The organism is Xanthomonas pisi DSM 18956 (assembly GCF_001010415.1).
Classification (GTDB): domain Bacteria; phylum Pseudomonadota; class Gammaproteobacteria; order Xanthomonadales; family Xanthomonadaceae; genus Xanthomonas; species Xanthomonas pisi.
The window spans coordinates 85,364-104,158 of record NZ_JPLE01000007.1 but is presented as its reverse complement, the minus strand read 5'-3'; the positions used below and the strand labels follow the sequence as shown (position 1 = coordinate 104,158).

General features: G+C 66.4%; 17 protein-coding genes. 8 read left to right on the top strand and 9 right to left on the bottom strand.

The genetic code is table 11. The features are described 5' to 3' along the window. The 3 genes from Y887_RS01480 to Y887_RS01470 form a co-directional block, all read right to left on the bottom strand. Positions 1-781: TPM domain-containing protein (locus Y887_RS01480; protein ID WP_046962672.1), on the bottom strand; the 781-nt coding region annotated here is incomplete at its 3' end. Between the two features lie 315 nt (positions 782-1,096). After that, positions 1,097-1,750 (bottom strand): LemA family protein, encoded by a 654-nt coding sequence (locus Y887_RS01475; RefSeq protein WP_046962661.1) that lies wholly within the window; start codon positions 1,748-1,750, stop codon positions 1,097-1,099. A 402-nt stretch (positions 1,751-2,152) separates the two neighbouring features. Continuing rightward, positions 2,153-2,533, bottom strand: a complete 381-nt coding sequence (locus Y887_RS01470) for a diacylglycerol kinase (protein WP_046962660.1) — start codon at positions 2,531-2,533, stop codon at positions 2,153-2,155. A gap of 183 nt (positions 2,534-2,716) precedes the next feature. Here Y887_RS01470 and Y887_RS01465 point away from each other — a divergent pair, with 183 nt between their 5' ends. Beyond that, positions 2,717-3,427, top strand: coding sequence for an SGNH/GDSL hydrolase family protein (locus tag Y887_RS01465; RefSeq protein ID WP_046962659.1), 711 nt, complete (start codon positions 2,717-2,719; stop codon positions 3,425-3,427). A gap of 322 nt (positions 3,428-3,749) precedes the next feature. Here the strand turns inward: Y887_RS01465 and Y887_RS01460 are convergent, their stop codons facing one another. The 3 genes from Y887_RS01460 to Y887_RS01450 form a co-directional block, all read right to left on the bottom strand. Beyond that, positions 3,750-5,021: a sensor histidine kinase gene (locus Y887_RS01460; protein WP_046962658.1), complete on the bottom strand. Its 1,272-nt coding sequence runs from the start codon at positions 5,019-5,021 to the stop codon at positions 3,750-3,752. A 142-nt stretch (positions 5,022-5,163) separates the two neighbouring features. After that, the gene (locus Y887_RS01455) at positions 5,164-5,877 is read right to left on the bottom strand and encodes a response regulator transcription factor (protein WP_005408123.1); all 714 of its coding nucleotides are present in this window, start codon (positions 5,875-5,877) and stop codon (positions 5,164-5,166) included. A 90-nt stretch (positions 5,878-5,967) separates the two neighbouring features. Next, entirely contained in the window at positions 5,968-6,636 is a 669-nt protein-coding gene (locus tag Y887_RS01450; RefSeq protein WP_181112836.1) for an arylesterase, read from the bottom strand. Between the two features lie 103 nt (positions 6,637-6,739). Here Y887_RS01450 and Y887_RS01445 point away from each other — a divergent pair, with 103 nt between their 5' ends. The 7 genes from Y887_RS01445 (at position 6,740) to Y887_RS01415 (ending at position 14,506) form a co-directional block, all read left to right on the top strand. Further along, positions 6,740-7,345 carry an ABC transporter ATP-binding protein gene (locus Y887_RS01445; protein ID WP_281256836.1) on the top strand — a complete coding sequence of 202 codons (606 nt, stop codon included), beginning with the start codon at positions 6,740-6,742 and terminating at the stop codon, positions 7,343-7,345. Further along, the gene (locus Y887_RS01440) at positions 7,342-9,825 is read left to right on the top strand and encodes an ABC transporter permease (protein WP_046962655.1); all 2,484 of its coding nucleotides are present in this window, start codon (positions 7,342-7,344) and stop codon (positions 9,823-9,825) included. Before Y887_RS01445 ends, Y887_RS01440 begins: the two co-directional genes overlap by 4 nt. Positions 9,826-10,073: 248 nt before the next feature. Continuing rightward, entirely contained in the window at positions 10,074-10,991 is a 918-nt protein-coding gene (locus Y887_RS01435) for a TauD/TfdA dioxygenase family protein (RefSeq protein ID WP_046962654.1), read from the top strand. Between the two features lie 40 nt (positions 10,992-11,031). Further along, a complete protein-coding gene (locus tag Y887_RS01430) occupies positions 11,032-12,078 on the top strand; it encodes an ABC transporter substrate-binding protein (RefSeq protein ID WP_046962653.1) in 1,047 nt (348 codons plus the stop codon). Between the two features lie 3 nt (positions 12,079-12,081). Further along, entirely contained in the window at positions 12,082-12,915 is an 834-nt protein-coding gene (locus Y887_RS01425; RefSeq protein WP_046962652.1) for an ABC transporter ATP-binding protein, read from the top strand. Beyond that, the gene (locus Y887_RS01420; protein WP_046962651.1) at positions 12,912-13,796 is read left to right on the top strand and encodes an ABC transporter permease; all 885 of its coding nucleotides are present in this window, start codon (positions 12,912-12,914) and stop codon (positions 13,794-13,796) included. Before Y887_RS01425 ends, Y887_RS01420 begins: the two co-directional genes overlap by 4 nt. A 356-nt stretch (positions 13,797-14,152) precedes the next feature. Then, a complete protein-coding gene (locus tag Y887_RS01415) occupies positions 14,153-14,506 on the top strand; it encodes a DMT family protein (RefSeq protein WP_046962671.1) in 354 nt (117 codons plus the stop codon). Positions 14,507-14,749: 243 nt separating this feature from the next. On the opposite strand, the gene Y887_RS01410 is transcribed toward Y887_RS01415, so the two are convergent. From Y887_RS01410 to Y887_RS01400, 3 genes are read right to left on the bottom strand one after another with little or no spacing between them, the layout of a single operon-like run. Beyond that, entirely contained in the window at positions 14,750-15,685 is a 936-nt protein-coding gene (locus tag Y887_RS01410; RefSeq protein ID WP_046962650.1) for a DUF6607 family protein, read from the bottom strand. Positions 15,686-15,714: 29 nt separating this feature from the next. Beyond that, positions 15,715-16,347, bottom strand: coding sequence for a ChuX/HutX family heme-like substrate-binding protein (locus Y887_RS01405; protein WP_046962649.1), 633 nt, complete (start codon positions 16,345-16,347; stop codon positions 15,715-15,717). A 5-nt stretch (positions 16,348-16,352) separates the two neighbouring features. Then, positions 16,353-18,584 (bottom strand): TonB-dependent hemoglobin/transferrin/lactoferrin family receptor, encoded by a 2,232-nt coding sequence (locus Y887_RS01400; RefSeq protein ID WP_046962648.1) that lies wholly within the window; start codon positions 18,582-18,584, stop codon positions 16,353-16,355. Between the last annotated feature and the right edge of the window lie 211 nt (positions 18,585-18,795).

Sequence of the window (18,795 nt, the reverse complement as noted above, 5' to 3'; positions counted from 1 at the left end):
AGCCACCGCCACCGACAAAGCGCCCCGGCGAGCCGGAAACCAGGCCAGCCAACAGGCCGATGATGGCTGCACCGACGCTGGCCAACAGCAACGAAGTGAACAGCAGGGCGGCGCCGCCGGCGGCGACACCGGTCAACACCGCGCGCAACGGCCGCGGCAAGGCGCCGAGAATGCCGCGCGCCACCATGGCGACCACAAATCCGATGAACAACGCCATGATCCAGCCGCCACCGCCTGCACCGTTGCCCACACCCCCATCGGCGTGCCCGCTGACCGGTTCCGGCAGGGCTTCTCCCTCGATCAGGCCGGCCAGCGTCGCGGTCGCATCGCGAATGCCGCCGCCGTAGTCGCCCTCGCGAAAGCGCGGCGCCAGATACTCCTGGATGATGCGGTTGGCCACGATGTCGGGGATGGCGCCTTCCAGGCCATAACCGGGCTGGATCCGCACGCGGCGATCGTCCTTGGCCACCAGCAGCAGCACGCCATCGTCCACGCCCTGGCGCCCGATCTTCCACTGATCGAACACGCGCTGGGTGTATTGCTCGATCGCCTCCGGCTGGGTCGTCGGCACGATCAGGATCTGCAGCTGCGCGCCCTTGCGCTGCTGCAACGCCAGCGCCTGCTGCTCAAGCTGCTGGATCTGCGCCGCATCCAGGGTGCCGGTGACATCGACCACCGGGGAGCGCAAGGGTGGAATGGCCGCAAGGTCCTGCGCCAGCACCGAAGCGGGCAACAGCAGTAACGCCATTATCCAGAACACCCACCTGTCCATTTTCCGCATTACCAACTCCTACCTGATAAGTGCTGGCAATTCATCAGCACTGACACTTGGCTTTTCCTCCTCCGTGCGGGAGAAGGTGCCCCGAAGGGGCGGATCAGGGGACGAGCGACGCCACGCGCAGTGGGAACTCTGCAAGGGCTTGGCTACGTACCCTCACCCCAACCCCTCTCCCGAGGGGAGAGGGGCTTGATATCCCGCATCTGAACGTCGGTCGATCGAGCAGGCGATAGGGTGGCTGCCATCGCCAACGCAGCGATTGCCTCGACATGCCGTGCAGCACCCCGCGCAGTAGTTGGGACTGCGCGGTGCAGGTATTCAATGCGCAGGCTGCGGTTGCGGTTGCTGCTGCGGCGGTTGCTGCGGCGGCTGTTGCTGCGGCGCTTGCTGATTGCCGAAATCCACCTGCGGCGCGCGCGAGATCTGCGCTTCGTTTTCCACGCTGAAATTCGGCTTGGGCTGGTAGCCGAAGATCTTGGCGGTGATCACCTGCGGAAACGAACGGATGTAGGTGTTGTAGTCCTGCACGGTCTGGATGTAGCGGCCGCGGGCCACGGTGATGCGGTTTTCGGTGCCTTCCAGCTGCACCTGCAGGTCGCGGAACGACTGGTCGGACTTGAGCTGCGGGTAATTTTCGCTGACCACCAGCAACCGCGACAACGCGCTGCCCAGCTCGCCCTGCGCCTGCTGAAAACGCTTGAGCGAGGCTTCGTCATCGGCATTGACCTGGATCTGCCCGACGCGTGCACGCGCATTGGTGACTTCGGTCAGCACCTGGCGCTCCTGCTGTGCATAGCCCTGCACGGTACGCACGAGGTTGGGAATCAGGTCGGCACGGCGCTGGTACTGGTTCAGGACTTCCGACCAACCGGCTTTGACGCCCTCTTCCTTTTGCTGGATCGCGTTGTACCCGCACCCCGACAGAGAGGCGGTCAGGAGTAGCAATACCAGGGCACGCATCAGGACAGACATGCAGGCGATTCCGTTGAAAGAGTGCCGCAGCATGCCACGCGTCGGGTCAAGCCGGCATACACATGCCTGCGCCTGGCGCGCGCGGCATTGCTGCACACCCAAGCGGCCGAAGCTACGCACTGCGCGACGCTGTCGATCGGCGCTCCATCGCGACAGCGCTGGCGCCCAAGCCACTGCCAGCCGATGCATCGCAGCACCTGTCGCCAAGCCGATCCTGCGTTGCGCGAACCGACGAACGTCGCCAACCCGAGTGCCCAACGCGTCATTGCCAATCGCGTGGGTCCGAGCGCGGCATGCAACGCCCAGGGGAGAGAGCAGTAGCGTCCGATCCTGGGGGCGCCAGCGCGCAGTTGCCGCAGCAGCCCGCTGATACGGGAGGGTTCTAAAGACCGATACCGCCCTTCACAGTACCCGCGGCACCAGAATCACTCCCCAGCACAGCAGCACATTGAGCAGCAGCAGAAACACCGCTGCCGAGCCCATGTCCTTGGCGCGCCCGGCAAGCACGTGGTGCTCGGGGCCATAGCGTTCGATCACCGCTTCGATGGCCGAATTCAGCAATTCGGCGGCCAGCACGATCAATAACGGCGCGACCAGCGCAATGCGTTCCAGCGGCGACTGACCCAGCCAGATGCCCAACGGGGCCATGACCACGGCCAGGCAGACTTCCAGCCGGAACGAGGATTCGTGCAACCAGGCTGCACGCAATCCCTGCCACGACCAGATCGCAGCCTTGAGCATGCGGCGCGGTCCGCGCGGCACGTGTCCCAATTGATCGGCCACGCGTCAGTGCTTCCGGCCGCAAGGGCGCGTCGGGGGACAAGGAGAACGCATGGCATGGTCGCTGCTGGGGAAAGTGCGAATCTTGCACCGTGACGCTGCACACCGCCAGCCACGGTTCGGTTTGCCCTCAGCTCGCAGACTGCTGCACCATGGGCAGCCCGCTTCATTTCTGCAGGTTTTCGCATGACTCGATCCGCCTTGCGCGCACTGCTGTGCACCCTCGCACTGTGCACCAGCCACGCCATCGCCCAGGCCCATCCGGCGCCACACGCCGCACCTGCGGTGCCCACACAGATCTCCAACGCGGCCTGGGAAGAAGACATGCAGCGCTTTGCCGCCAGCGACGCGCGCCAGCCGCCGCCCAGGCACGGCATTGTGTTCGTCGGCAGTTCCTCGATCCGCTTCTGGGACACGCTGGCGCAGGATTTTCCCGGCAAACCGGTCATCAATCGTGGTTTCGGCGGCTCGGAAGTGCGCGACAGCACCTGGTACGCCGACCGCATCGTGATCCCGTATGCACCACGCCAGGTGCTGCTGTATGCCGGCGATAACGATCTCAACAGCGGCCGGACGCCCGAGCAGGTGCGCGATGACGTGGTCGCGTTCGTCGCCCGCATTCGGCGCGACCTGCCCGATACGCGCATCAGCTATCTGTCGATCAAACCCAGCCCCTCGCGTGCGCAATTGCTGCCGTCGGTGATCGCCGCCAATCGCCTGATCAAGGACGCACTCGCGCCTCTGCCGCGCGTGGATTTTGTGGATGTCTACACGCCCATGCTCGATGCCAAGGGCAAGCCGCGCCCCGAGCTGTTTCGCGAAGACATGCTGCACATGACTGCGGACGGCTATGCCCTCTGGCGCAAGGCCGTGGCGCCGGTACTGGAGCCAAAATAAGGGATTTTCCAAGCGATCCGATGGCGCAGGCCATCGGATCGCTGGATTGGCAGCGGCCGCCGCGAAAACCTCATGCCCAGGAGGCGCAGCAAGGACGCAGCGCATGGCAACGGCTGCACTCACCGTCCTGCATCGTAGATCCGATTCGCGTTCTCACCACCGCACGCAACGCCAGCGACGGTCCAGACAGCGCCAGCGGATGAAAGCGGGACGAATCACTTGAGGCATCCCGCACCTCGTCGCCCATGTGCGGATGGTGCATGAGCGCCTTCGTGCCGAAGCGATCGATCCACAACGCCGCGCCTGGCGGACAGCCACCGGCTTACGCCACCACGACCGCCACCGCCGTCCCCACGCCTGCCTCGCTGTGCAGTTCGATCCGCCAGCCGAAGCGATCGCACAGCCTGCGCACGATCGACAATCCCAGGCCGGTGCCCTGCGGGCGCGTGGGATCGGCGCGAAAAAACGGCTCGAACGCACGCGCACGCGCTTCTTCGCTCATGCCGATGCCGGTATCGCGCACCACGATGCGGTCCTGGGTCACTTCGACCTCGATGCTGCCGGTATCGGTATAGGCGCAGGCGTTGCGCAACAGATTGCTCAGCACCACCCGCATGACCCGTGGCGGCGCGAACATCTGCAGGCTGCGGTCGCCGACCATGTGCAAGGACACCGGCTTGTCGCCAAGCAATTCGCGGGCGCTCTCGACCTCTTCGCTGGCCAGCTCTGCCGCATCGAAGGTTTCGCTTTGCGGATCGATCTCCGCTTCGCGCGCCAGGATCAGGAACGCGTCGATGACCGCTTCCATGTCGCGGCCGGCGCGCTGGATACGACGCAGGCTGCGCTGGGTACGCTGCGATAGCTCGTCGTCGGCCAGCGCCATGTCGCTGGCCACACGGATCACCGTCAGCGGTGTGCGCAGCTCATGGCTGGCATCGCGGGTGAAATTGCGTTCGCGCGCAACGTGGTCGCTGACCCGCTGGCCGAGCGCATGCAATGCCGCGGCCAGTTGTCGGGTTTCGCCCTGCAACTCTGCGGGCAACCGGTCTGGCGACAATTCATCCACATCGGGGTTACGTGGGTCCCAGTGCGAGACGCGTCGCGCGAGCCAGCTGACCGGCGACACCAGGCGCTTGGACACGCGGTAGGTGAACCAGGAAACGCCGTAGATCCCCAGCAGCACGATGATGGCCGGCACCACGCCGAACCACAGCGTCAGATGCGCGGCACGCGAGCGCGGAAATACCAGATACAAGCGTCCTTCGGGGCGCTGATCCACATAGACCAGCGCATCGGCAGCGGCCACCTCGCTGAAACCCGGCGACAGCGTTTGCAACGCGCGCGGCGCCGCGTCGGCGGAGGTGCCGGCAGGCGAGAAATACCCTTGGATATTGCGTGTGTTCGGCGGCCGGTTGTCCGGTGCGCTCTTGTGCATGCGCCAGAAATGCACTGCCTCGTCGGCAAGCACGGTGCGCACCAGGCTGTACTTGATCACCAAGGAAATCAGATACCCGCCAAGCACGATCGCCAAGCTCGCCAGCGCGACCTGCAGCAGGAAGGCAAGACGTATTTTTCGCGGGAGCCCGTGTGGCATTGCTGCATCCAGGAAACAGCGCCGGATTATAGGCAACGCTTCCGTGAGTCCATCGTGCAACCGGTCAGCGGCACGGGAGAGCGAGCGGCGCGGGGGCGCCTGCAGGAGCGGCCGGCCGCCGAGCGGCAGCCGGCCGGCGACATCAGGTCATCGGTTGGGCGATGTCGGCAATGCGATAGCCAGCGCTCTGCACGGTATGCAGCAGCGGGCGATCGAACGGCTTGTCGATGATCTTGCGCAGGTTGTACAGATGGCTGCGCAGGGTGTCCGAATCCGGCAACCCATTGCCCCAGATTTCGCGCTCGATTTCCTGGCGGGTCACCACGCGCGGCGATTCGCGCATCAGGATGGTGAGCAGGCGCAGACCGATCGGCGAGAGCTGCAGCTCGGTGCCGGCGCGGGTGGCGCGCATGCTGACCGGATCGAGCACCAGGTCGGCGACCTTAAGCACTTCCGAGCCAACCTGGCGGCGCTCGCGGCGGATCAGGGCACGCAGACGCGCTTCCAGTTCCTGGATCGCGAACGGCTTGGTCAGGTAGTCGTCGGCACCGAAGCCCAGGCCGGTGAGCTTGTCGTCCAGCGTATCGCGGGCGGTCAGCATCAGCACCGGGGTGGACTTGCGTGCGTCGTTACGCAGGCGGCGACACACTTCAATGCCGTCCAGACGTGGCAGCATGAGATCCAGCACGACCACGTCGTAGCTGTTCTCGGCGGCCAGACGGTAGCCGTCCAGTCCATCCTGCGCGTAGTCGACCTCGAAGCCACGGCCTTCCAGGTACTCGCCGATCATTTCAGAGATATTGCGGTTGTCTTCGACGACCAGCACGAGGCCGGACGTTTCCTTGGTCTGACGCATGGACTTTCCTCGGTCTTCAGCTTTGTGAAACATGCCGGATCGGCAGTGGAAAGGGCGTGAAGACCAACTAACGTTAGACGACGCGCGGGGTCAGCGGCCCAGCAGCGGGCGCAGCGCGGGCCATACCGTTTCCAGCACCTTGGGCTGGGCCGCCGCGGTCGGGTGCAGGCCGTCGGCCTGCATCAACCCAGGCTGCAGGGCCACCTTCTCCAGAAAGAACGGTACCAGCGCGGTGTTGTACTGTTTGGACAGGTCGGCGTAGGTGGCTTTCAGGCGCTCGCGGTAGGCCGGGCCGTAGTTCGGCGGCACGTCGATGCCCAGTAACAGGACCTTGGCGCCGGCCTGCTGGCTGAGCTGGATCATCTTTTCCAGGTTGCCCTTGAGCTGGGCCGGGGTCAGCCCGCGCAGCGCATCGTTGCCGCCGAGTTCGATCACCACGACGCCGGGGTGGTGCTTTTGCAGCAGCCCAGGCAGTCGGGTCAGCGCGCCGGACGTGGTCTCGCCGCTGATGCTGGCATTGACGACCGGCGGTGGCGTCGCCATGTCACGTTCCAGGCGTTGGTCGAGCAAGGTGACCCAGCCGGACTGCACCGGGATGTTGTGCGCAGCGCTCAGGCTGTCGCCGACAACCAGGATCGGCGCGGTCGTCACCGGACTTTTGGCAGAGGCAATTCCCGGCGCGAGCAGGGAGAGTGTCAGCAGCCACAGGACCAGCGCGCCACATCGCAGTGTTCTTTCACGCATTCGGAGATTCCTCATCGACAGTCTGGCCCCCCGCTCCAGCACCCGCACCGCCATCGACGTTCGCGAGGTCGGCAAATCCGTCAGTGGACCGGAGGGAACACTCCACATCCTCGACAACGTGAGCTTGACGGTCAGTGAAGGCGACAGTATCGCCATCGTTGGCGCCTCCGGTTCGGGCAAGACCACCCTGCTCGGCCTGCTTGCCGGGCTGGACCTGCCCACCCGTGGCAGCATCGCGCTGTCCGGCCAGGACCTGGGCCAGCTCGACGAAGAAGCGCGTGCCGCCCTGCGCGCGCGCGAGGTCGGCTTCGTGTTCCAGAGCTTCCACCTGCTGCCGGCCCTGACCGCCGAAGAAAACATTGCGCTGCCGCTGGAACTGGCCGGGCGCGAAGACCCTGCGCGGGTACGCGAGGTGCTGGAGGCGGTCGGCCTGAGCGCACGTGCGCGGCATTACCCGCGCCAGCTGTCCGGTGGCGAGCAGCAGCGCGTGGCGCTGGCGCGCGCGTTCGTGGCCAAGCCGCGCATCCTGTTTGCCGACGAGCCCACCGGCAGCCTGGACCAGACCACCGGCGCACAGATCAGCGACCTGCTGTTTGCGCTCAATGCCACCAGCGACACCACCCTGGTGCTGGTCACCCACGACATGACCCTGGCGCAGCGTTGCCATCACATCTACCGCATCGACAGCGGCCGCCTGCATGCACAGACCGGTCCTGCCGCATGAACGTGCTGCGACAGGCCGCGCGCGCGGTGCGTCGCGAATTCCTGGCCGGCGACCTGCTGACCGTGTTCGCCGCGCTGGTGCTGGGCGTTGCGGTGATGACGGCGGTAGGCACCCTGGTGGATCGGGTGACGCTGGCATTGACCTCCAGCGCGGCAGAAGTGCTCGGCGGCGATCTGGGCGTCACCGGGCGCCAGGAGATTCCGGCCGGCTTTGCCGACGAGGCACAGCGACGCGGGCTGCAGAGTACGCGCATGGTCAGCTTCCCCAGCGTGCTGTTCCATGGCGATGCCAGCCAGATGGCCAATATCCGCGGCGTCGGCGCCGGCTATCCGCTGCGCGGTCAGTTGCTGGTGTCCAGGGACGGCAGCGGCGGCGAAGGCAGCCCTGCCACCGCACCGCCGCCGGGCCAGGCCTACGCCGACCCGCGGCTGCTGGAAGCGCTGGGCCTGCGCGTGGGCGAGCAGCTGGAATTCGGCGCCGGCCATCTGACCATTACCGGCGTGCTGCGCGCCGAGCCGGATGCCTCGGGCGAGTTGATGCAGCTGTCGCCGCCGCTGCTGGTCAATCGTGCCGACATCGAGGGGGCCGGCCTGCTGGGCCCGGGCAGCCGCGCCTCCTACCGATTGATGTTTGCCGGTGCGCCGGACGCGATCGCCGACCTGCGCGCCTGGCTCAAGCCGCGCGCCAGCGAGTACCGCCTGGTCGGCATCGAAGACACCCAGCGCGGCATGCGCGCCGCGTTCGATCGCGCCGGGCGTTTCCTGGCCCTGTCGGCCCTGCTGGCGGTGTTGTTGTCCGGCGTCGCCACTGCGCTGGCGGCCAACCGGTTTGCGATGCGGCGCATCGACACCGTGGCAGTGCTGCGCTGCCTGGGCGCCAAGCAGCGCGACATCCTGGCGATGCTGTCGCTGCAGCTGCTGTTGACCGCGATCCCGGCCTGCCTGGTCGGCATCGGCTTGGGGATGCTGGCGCAGGAAGGCCTGGTACAGGCGCTGGGCAGCCTGATCCCGAACCGGCTGCCGCTGCCCCAGGCCAGGCCGGCCCTGGCCGGTGCAGGCATCGGCCTGGTGCTGCTGCTGGGCTTCGGCCTGCCACCGCTGCTGCGGCTGCGCAACGTGCCGCCGATGCGCGTGCTCAACCGCAGCTTTGCCGCAGTGCCGCCGAGCTCCTTGCTGGTGTATGCGGCCGCCTTGGCCGCCACGCTGGCGCTCACCGTCTATGCCACCGGCAACCTGGTGCTGGCCGGCTGGGTGCTGGGCGGCCTGGCCGCGCTGGCGCTGGTGGCGATGCTGCTGGGGCTGGGCTTGCTGGCGTTGCTGCGGCCGATCCAGCACCGTCTGCGCGGGGCCTGGAAGCTGGGCCTGGCCTCACTGACGCGCCGACGCGGATTGAGCGTGGTGCAGCTGGTCGGCCTGTCGCTCTCGTTGTGCGCGCTGTTGCTGCTGGCGGTGGTCGGCCCGGGTCTGCTCGGCCAATGGCGCGACCGCCTGCCTGCCGATACGCCCAACTACTTCCTGATGAACATCCAGCCCGAGCAGACCGAGCCGGTGCTGCAGACCTTGCGCGGCCTGGGCGTGGATAACGCGGCGGTGGAGCCGTTTTCCACCGGCCGGCTGGTGGCGATCAACGACAAGCCCCCCGTACGCGGCGACCGCGACCCGCAGGACGATGGCGACGGCGACAACCGCCCGGTCAACTTTTCCTGGCGGCATGCATTTCCGCCGGCCAACACCTTGCTGCAAGGCAAGTTCTGGAGCGCCGACAGCACGCAGGCCGAGGCGTCAGTGGAGGAAGGCTGGGCACAGCGCTATCAGCTCAAGCTCGGCGACCGCATCACCTTGTTGCTGGGCGAACAACAGCGCAGCTTCACCGTCACCAGCATCCGCAAGGCCGATTGGGATTCGTTCCGGGTCAACTTCTTCCTGCTGCTCAACCAGGGCGCGGTGGGCGATGCGCCGTACAACCTGATTTCAGCCTTCCATCTGCCGCCCGGCAACGCGCCCAAGCTGGCATCGCTCAGCCGCGACTACCCCAATATTTCGGTGTTGGACATCGACGCGATTCTCGGCCGCGTGCGCGAGGTGATCGACCAGGTGGCGCAGGCCGTGCAGCTGGTGATGGGCTTCAGCCTGCTGGCCGGCGTGCTGGTGCTGCTGGCTGCGCTGCAGGCCACTGCAGGCGAGCGCCGCTACGACAGCGCAGTGCTGCGCACGCTGGGCGCGCGGCGCGGGCAGTTGCGTGGCGCCGTGCTGGTGGAATTCGGCGCATTGGGGCTGCTGGCTGCGGGCCTGGCGGTCACGGCCGCGGCCGTCATCGGCGCAGTGGTCGGGCAGCAGGCGTTCGACATCGCACTTGCACCGGATTGGCCGCGGCTGCTGCTGGGCGGCGCGTTCGGGCTGGCGTTGAGCCTGCTCGCCGGCTGGTCGGGTACCCGACGCATCCTGTCCACGCCGCCGGCCTTGGCGCTGCGCACGGAATAAGGCCGGCCAAGCGCCGGCCCAGTGGTGGCGATTGGCCAAGGATTGCGCCACCGGATGCGCTGCATGACGCATTGTCATGCAGCGCTGCGCCTGCCGCCGGGTCAGCCATCGCCTGCGTTGCAGTGCATATACCTGCAGCGCATAAGCACCTTGCCAATCGTACGTTCGCAGCGGCGGCATGACTGCCTAGAGTGACCAGTCCGGTCGCCGTTCGGGCGGCCTTTAGCTGTCGTCGAGGTGCCAACGTCATGGCTAGCGTGAGTTCTGCAGCGCGCGTGCAATCGCCGCGCAACGATTCCATCGTCGCGCAGGCGTCGACCGTGCGGATCGTGCCGTTCGACGCGCCACTGGGTGCGGAAGTCCTTGGGCTGGATCTGTCGCAGCCGCTGGATGCCGCCACCTTCGCGCGCATCCACGCCGCGCATCTGGACCATCACGTCCTGGTGTTCCGCGATCAGCGCATCACGCCGGCGCAGCAGGTGGATTTCAGCCGTCGTTTCGGAGCGTTGCAGATCCATGTGCTGCGCAACTTCCAGCTGCGCGGGCATCCGGAAGTGCTGGTGGTGTCCAACATCAAGGAGAACGGCGAGCCGATCGGGCTGGGCGATGCAGGGCATTACTGGCACTCGGATCTGTCGTACAAGCAAACGCCCAGCCTGGGTTCGCTGCTGCATGCGCAGGAACTGCCCAGCGAAGGTGGCGACACCTTGTTCGCCAATCAGCATCTGGCCTGGGCAACGCTGCCCGAGCCGCTCAAGCGTCGCGTGCAGGACCTGCGGGCCGAACATAGTTATCTGGCCAAATACGAGGAGCTGCGCGCACGCAACCCGTGGCGCCCGGCGCTGACACCCGAACAGATTGCCGAAGTCGAACCGGTGCAGCATCCCATCGTGCGGACGCACCCGGAAACCGGGCAAAAGGCGCTGTTTGTCAGCGAACACTTCACCACCCGTGTTGTCGGGCTGCCCGAGGACGAAAGCCGTGACCTGCTGCAGCTGTTGTTCGAACACAGCACGCGCGCGGCGCTGGTGTACCGGCATCAATGGCAGCCCTACGACATGGTGTTCTGGGACAACCGCTCGGTGATGCACCTGGCCGCCGGCACCCCCGATCACCTGCGCCGCCGGCTCAACCGCACCACCATCGAAGGCGACGCGCCGTTCTGAGCGTGCGCCTGCCCCCTCCCCCTTTCGACTGGAGCGCCGCATGTGTCTGACCCTCACCTCTCACGCACCTTCGCAGCGCCGCACAATCTCAAAGCGTGTCGCGGTATTGCTGCTGGCAGCACTGCCGTTGCTGCTGAGCGCCACCGCGCAGGCAGAAGGAAAGCTGCGCATCGCCAAGCAGTTCGGCATCGTCTACCTGCTGCTGGACGTGGCGCAGGAGCAGAAGCTGATCGAGCAGCAAGGCAAGGCCGCCGGCCTGGACATCGACGTGCAGTTCCTGCAGTTGTCCGGCGGCGCGGCCGTCAACGATGCCTTGCTCACCGGTTCGATCGATATCGCAGGTGCTGGGGTCGGGCCGTTGTTCACCATCTGGGACCGCACCCGTGGTCGGCAGAATGTGCGCGGCGTGGCCTCGCTGGGCAATTTCCCGTACTACCTGATCAGCAACACTCCGCGCATCAAGAGCATCGGCGACTTCACTGCGCAGGACCGTATTGCGGTGCCGGCCACCGGCGTGTCGGTGCAATCGCGGTTTCTGCAGCATGCCTCGCAACAGCGCTGGGGCGACAAGGGAACCCATCAGCTGGACCCCCTGCAGGTGGCATTGCCGCACCCGGATGCCGCCGCGGCAATCATCCGTGGACGCAGCGAAATCACTGCGCATTTCGCCAGCCCACCGTTCCAGGAGCAGGAGCTTGCGCGCAACCCGGCCGCCCATATCGTGACCAGTTCCTACGACATCGAAGGCGGCCCATCGTCGGCCACGGTGCTGTACGCCACCGAGAAATTCCGCCGCGACAATCCCAAGACCTATCGCGCCTTCGTCGCCGCATTGGATCAGGCGGCGAAATTCGTCACTGCGCACCCGGAGCAGGCGGCGGACATCTTTTTGCGTCGTAACGGGTCGAGCATCGACCGCGCGCTGGTCCTGCAGATTCTCAAGGACCCCAAGGTGCAGTTCACCGTGGCACCGCAGAACACGCTGAAGCTGGGCACCTTCATGCAGCACAGCGGTGCGATCAAACAGGCACCCGCCAAGGTGGGCGATTATTTCTTCGATGATCCGCTGATTGCGGGCGGGAGCTGAGCGATGCGTGTGCCGCTGCTGCAAGTCGATCACGTCAGCCTGGAATACGCCTCAGCGCAGCGCGTGGTACGCGCCACGCATCGGGTGCGTTTCGATGTGCATGAAGCCGATCGCTTCGTGCTGCTGGGGCCGTCGGGTTGCGGCAAATCCACCCTGCTCAAGGCGGTGGCCGGCTTCGTCACCCCGCGCGAGGGGCAGATCCGCCTGGATGGCAACGCGGTCACCGGGCCGGGGCCGGATCGCGTCGTCGTCTTCCAGGAATTCGACCAGCTGGCGCCCTGGAAGACCGTGCGTGAGAACGTGGTCTTCGGCCTGCGCGCAGCGCGCAAGCTCGGCCGCGCCGAAGCGCACGAGCGTGCCGACGACAGCCTGGCGCAGGTCGGGTTGAGCGCATTTGCCGAGGCCTACCCGCACACCTTGTCCGGCGGCATGAAGCAGCGCGTCGCCATTGCACGCGCGCTGGCGATGCGTCCGCGGGTGCTGTTGATGGACGAGCCGTTCGCCGCCCTCGATGCATTGACGCGTTCGCGCATGCAGGAACAGGTGCTGGAGCTGTGGGAGCAATTGCGCTTCACCCTGTTGTTTGTCACCCATTCCATCGAGGAAGCGCTGGTGGTCGGCAATCGCGTGCTGCTGTTGTCGCCGCATCCGGGCCAGGTGCGCGCCGAGCTCAACGCGCATGCGTTCGGCCCGCACAGCGCCGGCAGCGTGGCGTTCCAGCAAACCGCGCAGCGCATCCATCGGCTACTGTTCGACCTGCCCGACGATGCCCTGGATGATGCCAAGGTGGCGCCGCTGCGTCGCCCGGCCGAGCGCCAACGCGAGGCGCTGCCATGAGCCGCAGCAACGCCGCCGCGCTGCCGCCACTGCCACCGGTGCGGGCCGAGTACGAAGTCGCCCTGCAGCCGCTGGACCCGGCATTGGTTGCAGCCGCCGCGCCGACGCGCTGGCAGGCGCCGCCATGGTTGCGCAAGGCGCTGGTGCTGGCGGTGCTGGTGGCGGGATGGGAGATCGCCGCGCGGGTGATCGGCGACGATCTGATGCTGCCGAGCGCATGGCAGACCGCACACGCGTTTTACGATGGGCTGCTGTCGGGTGAGTTGCTGCGCCGCGTGGGCGCCTCGCTGCGGGTGCTGGCGCAGGGATATGTGCTTGGCGTGGTGCTGGCTTTCGTGCTGACCGCCGTGGCCGCGTCCACGCGCTGGGGCCGCGATGTGCTGGGCACGCTGACGGCGATGTTCAACCCGCTGCCGGCCATCGCGCTGCTGCCGCTGGCCCTGCTGTGGTTCGGGCTGGGCACCGGCAGCCTGGTGTTCGTGCTGGTGCACTCGGTGCTGTGGCCGCTGGCGCTGACCACCTACGCCGGCTTCCAGGCGGTGCCGGAAACCCTGCGCATGGCCGGACGCAATTATGGCCTGCGTGGCCCGCGCTACGTGGCGCAGCTGCTGATCCCGGCCGCCCTGCCGGCGATCCTGTCCGGCCTGAAGATCGGCTGGGCGTTCGCCTGGCGCACCCTGATCGCGGCCGAGCTGGTGTTCGGCGCCACCTCCGGCCAGGGCGGCCTGGGCTGGTACATCTTCCAGAACCGCAATGAGCTCTACACCGACAAGGTGTTCGCCGGCCTGGCCATGGTGATCGTGCTGGGACTGCTGGTGGAAGGCGTGGTGTTCCAGGCCATCGAGCGACTGACCGTGCGCCGCTGGGGCATGCAGCGCTAGCGGGATGCGCGCGGGAGCCGCGCTGCGAGACCGAGCGCTCTACCTAGAGCGTGTTATGCACTTTGAGATGAGATGCGTTGGCCGTCAGCGGTGCGGAGCGGGTGCTGCGTGGCGCCGGCTTGGCTGGCGCCAAGGCAAGCCGCGCGGCGCCCGCTCCGTGCCGCTGACGGCCANNCGCGCCACAGGACGCTTCGCATTCACCTCAAAGTACATAACACGCTCTAGCCATGGCGCATGCGAGCGCTTGGCATCGGCCTTTCGACGGCCTGAACCCGCATGCCGGACTCATCGGCACGGTCGCGTGCGCTTAACGGCGCTGGCTTATGCTGCCGGCCCCTTTCCTGCCGTCCGCCGTCATGCCCACCGCCCCCTTCACTGCTTACCTGTACCCAATCCTGCTGCTGCTCGCCAGCAACGTGTTCATGACCTTCGCCTGGTACGGGCATCTGAAGTACAAGAGCACGCCGCTGATGATCGCGATCCTGGTCAGCTGGGGCATCGCGTTTTTCGAATACTGCCTGCAGGTGCCGGGCAACCGCCTGGGCAGCGCGGTGTATTCGGCACCCCAGCTCAAGGGCATGCAGGAAGTGATCACCCTGCTGGTGTTCGCCGGCTTCTCGACCTTCTACCTGGGCCAGGCGCTGAAGTGGAATCACTGGGCCGCGTTCGGCTTGATCCTCGTGGCTGCGTTTTTGATGTTCAAGGAATAACCGCCGTCTTGCACGTGGGAGCGCACCCGGGCGCGATGGGCGTTCCCCGGAAAGCCGCGTCGCGCCCGGGTGCGCTCCTACGACGTCCGGGTGCGGCATTCGCCGGCGCCTCGACAGCCTCCCTGGGCCAATTGCTGGAAAGGAATCAAGCAGGGCCCTGCAGGAGCGCGCGGGCGCGCGATGCGGCGGTATCGGTAAGGCCTCATCGCGCGCCAACGCGCTCCTACGCATCAGGCGATGTGTTTAATTGGCGCGCTCCACCCACTGCGCAAACACCGCATCGATCTGCGCGTCCTTGACCCGCTTGCCCTTCTGCACGGTCTCGGCCTGTTCGAACATCGGCATGATCATCGCCATGCCATCGGGTTTGGTTTTCAGATGCAGGCCTGGCGGCATGTCCAGGAATGCGGCCCAACGCGTACGCACCTTGGCCCAGTAGCCTTGCGTGCCCTTCCAGTAGGCGTAGGCCGGGGCGAAATCGACCTCGGTGGTCTTGCGATAGTCGTTGAAGCCGAACTCGCGCGCGATCGCCTGCTGGCTGCCATCGGGCTTGCGCAGCACCTTGGTGTTGAACTGTTCGTGCGTCCAGCCGTTGGGCGTGAGCGTATGGCGGTTGATGACCGACAGCGCGTTGTAGTCGCTGCGCTTGGTGTATTCGCGGCGCGGCAAGGGGCGCCAGCTCAGGTCGCTGGTCCAGGTCGGGTGACCATCGGCGTAGTCCCAGCGTCCGCTACCGCAATAGCGCGGTGCATCGCTCACCTCGAAGACGCATTGGGTCCAGGCACCGGCAGTCACCGCCGCCGGCACTGCGCGCACCTGCCAGGTCTGCTCGGAGGTGAATTCGAAGCGCTGCGGCGCCTCGTAGACCCAATCCTGCCGCCAGTGTTTGGTCACATGCCTGGTCTTTTCATCCACCAGCAGGTGCTGCAGCACGATCTTGCGTGGCGTGTCTTCGACCACGATCACCACCTCGCTTGCGCCGCTGCGCATCGCCGATGCGCGCTCGTAACCGGGCTTGAGCAGCACGGTTTCGTCGAAGGCGAAATCCACTGCGTATTCGCCCTGCATCGCCAGGATGCTCTGGCGATCGCGATCGCGCTCGGGTTGCGCGGCCGCGGCGGCGACCACCGGTAACAGGCTCAGCATCACGGCAGGAACATACGGAAACAATCGGCTCATCGGAACTCTCGGTCGTGGTCGTGGAAACGTCAGCGGCGCAGGCGCAGCAGCGACGTGGTCATGTCGGTGGGATCGGTACCGCGCGAGCTGGCCTGCATCGCACGCGAGGCGGCAGCGCGTGCGCAACAGCAATCGTCCACGGCCACACGTCCGTCGATGCCTTCTTCGCGGGCCAGTCGCGCGGCAACCTCGGCGCCCAGCGCGGAGACGGTCGCAAGACTGGCGACCAGCGGCAGCTGGCGATTGGCCGTGGACTGCAGGCGCAGCGCGCTCAACCGCCAGCTCTCGCCGCGCATGCGCCCGGCCAGCCGACGCCATAAGCGCTCGCCGACGCCCAGTCCGTGCGTTTCCGCCGGCAATGGCGGCAAGCGCGAGACCAGGCGATCCCAACTCAAAAAATCGCTGTCCGGCAACAGGTGCAGGCGCCAACAGCATTGGCCGTCGTCACCGAAGAACCAGATGCTTTCGCGCACGCCATCGCTGTCCACCTGGCGCGAGGCGGCCGCGTCGACCGCGTGCCGCCAGCCATCGAGCTCATTGCCCAGCGCCGGACGATACAAGCACAGCACCGTGCCCAGCGCCGACAACTGCGCTGCGCGCGGCAATGCTGCGCGGCTGGCACGTGCACCCGAGGACAACGGCAGTGTGCGGGCGATGGGCATGGCGGCTACCAGCTCACCGCCAGGCTGACCGACGCCGTGCGCCCGGCGCCGGTGAAGCGATCCAGCACCGTGCTGCTGGCCAGCGTGCCGTTGGGCAGCGCGTTCCAGTCCACATAGCGGCGGTCGGCCAGATTGAAGATGCCGGCGGTGACCTTGGCGCCAGGGGCGAATTCCCAGTGGCCCATCACATCCAGCGTGGCGTAGCCGGCCGGCGTGTAGTAGCTGTCCAGCTGCGGGCGACGCTTGCGGGCGACGACCGTGCCGATCAGTTCCGCACCCCAGCCATCGCTGTCGAAGGCGACGCCCAGCGTGCCGCGCAACGGGTCGACCGAATTCAGCGGGGTGTCGTCGGTGAGGTTGTCGCCTTCCGAATAGGCCACCGCGCTGTTCAACGACCAGCCCTGCCAGCCGGCCAGCGCGCCAAGATCCAGACCGCCACGCGCTTCGGCGCCCTTGATCACCACATCGTCGACATTGCGCGACTGGAACAGCAGCAAGCCTTCCGCGTTGACGCCGGCCGGTGCATAGGATTCGATGAAGTTGCGGTAGTCGGTGTAGTACACGCTCACGCCCAGATAGCCCACGGCATCGTTGAAGCGCAGCCCCAGCTCGCCGCCGCGACTGGTTTCCGATTTCAGATCCGGATTGGCGATGGCGGTGTAGCGCGCCTGCAGATTGGTGAAGCCGATATTGACGTCGTTGTACGGCGGCGCACGAAACCCGTGCGCATAGTTGGCATACGCCGACCAGGCTTGCGAGAAGCGCCACACCGCGCCGAATTTGGGCGACACCTGCGTCTGGTCGATGGTTGCGACCGCCACGCCCGGATTGTCTTCGCGGAAGATGCCGTCCAGCTGCGGCGCCAGACGGAAGTAGTCCACGCGCACGCCCGGGGTCAGCGACAGCCTGCCATCCAGCAGGCGGATTTCGTCCTGCGCGTACAGACCGAGCTTGGTGGTTTCGCTCTTCGGGAAATCGCGCACCGGAAACACGTCCTGGCCCACCCGGTTGCTGACCGCGCCATTGGCCAGATTCACCGAATACCCGTCACGCTTGGCGCGCGTATCGGTCCAGGTGCCGTCCAGGCCGTAGGTGATGTCGTGCGTCAGCGCCGCGGTCTCGATGTGCTTGTGCGCATTGATCAGCACGCCATACACGCGCTGGTCGAAATTGTGTTCGTTGTGGCGGCGCGTGTTGTTGCCACGCAACTCGTCGGTGCGTTGCAGGCTTTCGCTGTCCTGGCGATAGAACTGCCACTGCAGGTCGTCGGCCAGCGCTGCGTCCAGTGCGTCCAGCTCATGCCGCAGCGACACCCGCGCACGGGTCTGATGATCGCGACCGTCCTGCGACAGGATGCGCAGCGATGGCGTCGTCACCCGCGGGTCGATGCCGCTCAGCGCTTCGATGCTGCCGTAGTCTTCATTGCCTTCGACAGTAAGCTTGAAACGTTGCTGCGCGTTCGGTGCGTAGACCAGTTTGGCCAGCACGCTGCGCCCGTCGACGGTCTGCGGATTGGACGCGGTACGCGTGACGTCGCGACTGCGGTTGTCGCCCTGGTTCTGCGCTTCCTGGCCCTGGCGATGCGCCACGGCCACCATGCCGCTCCAGCGCTCGCCGCCGAATGCCGCAGTGGCGCCGGCAAACAGGCCGTTCCAGTCGCCTTCGTACCCGAACTTCACACCGAGATAGCTGCGCTTGTCGGCGCTCAGGTAATCCGACGGGTCCTTGGTGACGAACGCCACCACGCCACCCAGCGCATCGGAGCCATACAGCGAGCTGGCCGGCCCACGCACGACCTCCACCCGCTTGAGCGTTTCAAGATCGACGAAATTGCGGTTGGCATTGAGATAGCTGCCGAACGCGAAGGTGTCCGACACCGGTACGTTGTCCACCAGGATCGCGACGCGGTTGCCGTCCAGCCCGCGAATGCGGATGCCGCTGGCGCCGGCAAAGCGGCCGCTGTTGCTGGTCACCGACACGCCGGGCGTGTAGCGGAACAGATCCCTGAGTTCGCGTACCAGTTGGTTGTCCAGTTGTTCGCGGTCGATGACATCCACCGTGCCCGGCACGTCGATCAATGCACGCTGGGTGCGCGTGGCAGTGACCTGCAAACGATCGAAGTCGCGTACCTCACGCGCAGCATCGCCACCAGCGTCTGATTCGGCAGCGTGGGCACACAACGGAACAGCGGGCAGCGCAAGCGATAGCGCGACCACCAGCGGATGCAGGCGAATCATCTAGGGACCTTTGCGGGAGACCCCCGGCAGCGCACGCTGTGGCATGCCGCATGCGGCAACCGGGGGTGGAGAGGGAAGCGATGGGCAGCGGCGGCGTGCCCATATCGATCGTAGTGTGCGGATGCCGGTCGTCACTGCCGCACTGCACAGTGCGACAGGACGTGGCCTGCGAATCCGCAACCATCGCGTGGCGCGCGTTGAAGCGATTGCG

What these genes read in the sequence shown, in the direction of transcription:
- Y887_RS01430 (WP_046962653.1), top strand. Translation starts at nt 11,032, where the DNA reads ATGTGTCTGACCCTCACCTCTCACGCACCTTCGCAGCGCCGCACAATC.
- Y887_RS01425 (WP_046962652.1), top strand. Translation starts at nt 12,082, where the DNA reads ATGCGTGTGCCGCTGCTGCAAGTCGATCACGTCAGCCTGGAATACGCC.
- Y887_RS01465 (WP_046962659.1), top strand. Translation starts at nt 2,717, where the DNA reads ATGACTCGATCCGCCTTGCGCGCACTGCTGTGCACCCTCGCACTGTGC.
- Y887_RS01405 (WP_046962649.1), bottom strand. Translation starts at nt 16,347, where the DNA reads ATGCCCATCGCCCGCACACTGCCGTTGTCCTCGGGTGCACGTGCCAGC.
- Y887_RS01420 (WP_046962651.1), top strand. Translation starts at nt 12,912, where the DNA reads ATGAGCCGCAGCAACGCCGCCGCGCTGCCGCCACTGCCACCGGTGCGG.
- Y887_RS01410 (WP_046962650.1), bottom strand. Translation starts at nt 15,685, where the DNA reads ATGAGCCGATTGTTTCCGTATGTTCCTGCCGTGATGCTGAGCCTGTTA.
- Y887_RS01415 (WP_046962671.1), top strand. Translation starts at nt 14,153, where the DNA reads ATGCCCACCGCCCCCTTCACTGCTTACCTGTACCCAATCCTGCTGCTG.
- Y887_RS01450 (WP_181112836.1), bottom strand. Translation starts at nt 6,636, where the DNA reads ATGAGGAATCTCCGAATGCGTGAAAGAACACTGCGATGTGGCGCGCTG.
- Y887_RS01440 (WP_046962655.1), top strand. Translation starts at nt 7,342, where the DNA reads ATGAACGTGCTGCGACAGGCCGCGCGCGCGGTGCGTCGCGAATTCCTG.
- Y887_RS01455 (WP_005408123.1), bottom strand. Translation starts at nt 5,877, where the DNA reads ATGCGTCAGACCAAGGAAACGTCCGGCCTCGTGCTGGTCGTCGAAGAC.
- Y887_RS01435 (WP_046962654.1), top strand. Translation starts at nt 10,074, where the DNA reads ATGGCTAGCGTGAGTTCTGCAGCGCGCGTGCAATCGCCGCGCAACGAT.
- Y887_RS01400 (WP_046962648.1), bottom strand. Translation starts at nt 18,584, where the DNA reads ATGATTCGCCTGCATCCGCTGGTGGTCGCGCTATCGCTTGCGCTGCCC.
- Y887_RS01475 (WP_046962661.1), bottom strand. Translation starts at nt 1,750, where the DNA reads ATGTCTGTCCTGATGCGTGCCCTGGTATTGCTACTCCTGACCGCCTCT.
- Y887_RS01460 (WP_046962658.1), bottom strand. Translation starts at nt 5,021, where the DNA reads ATGCCACACGGGCTCCCGCGAAAAATACGTCTTGCCTTCCTGCTGCAG.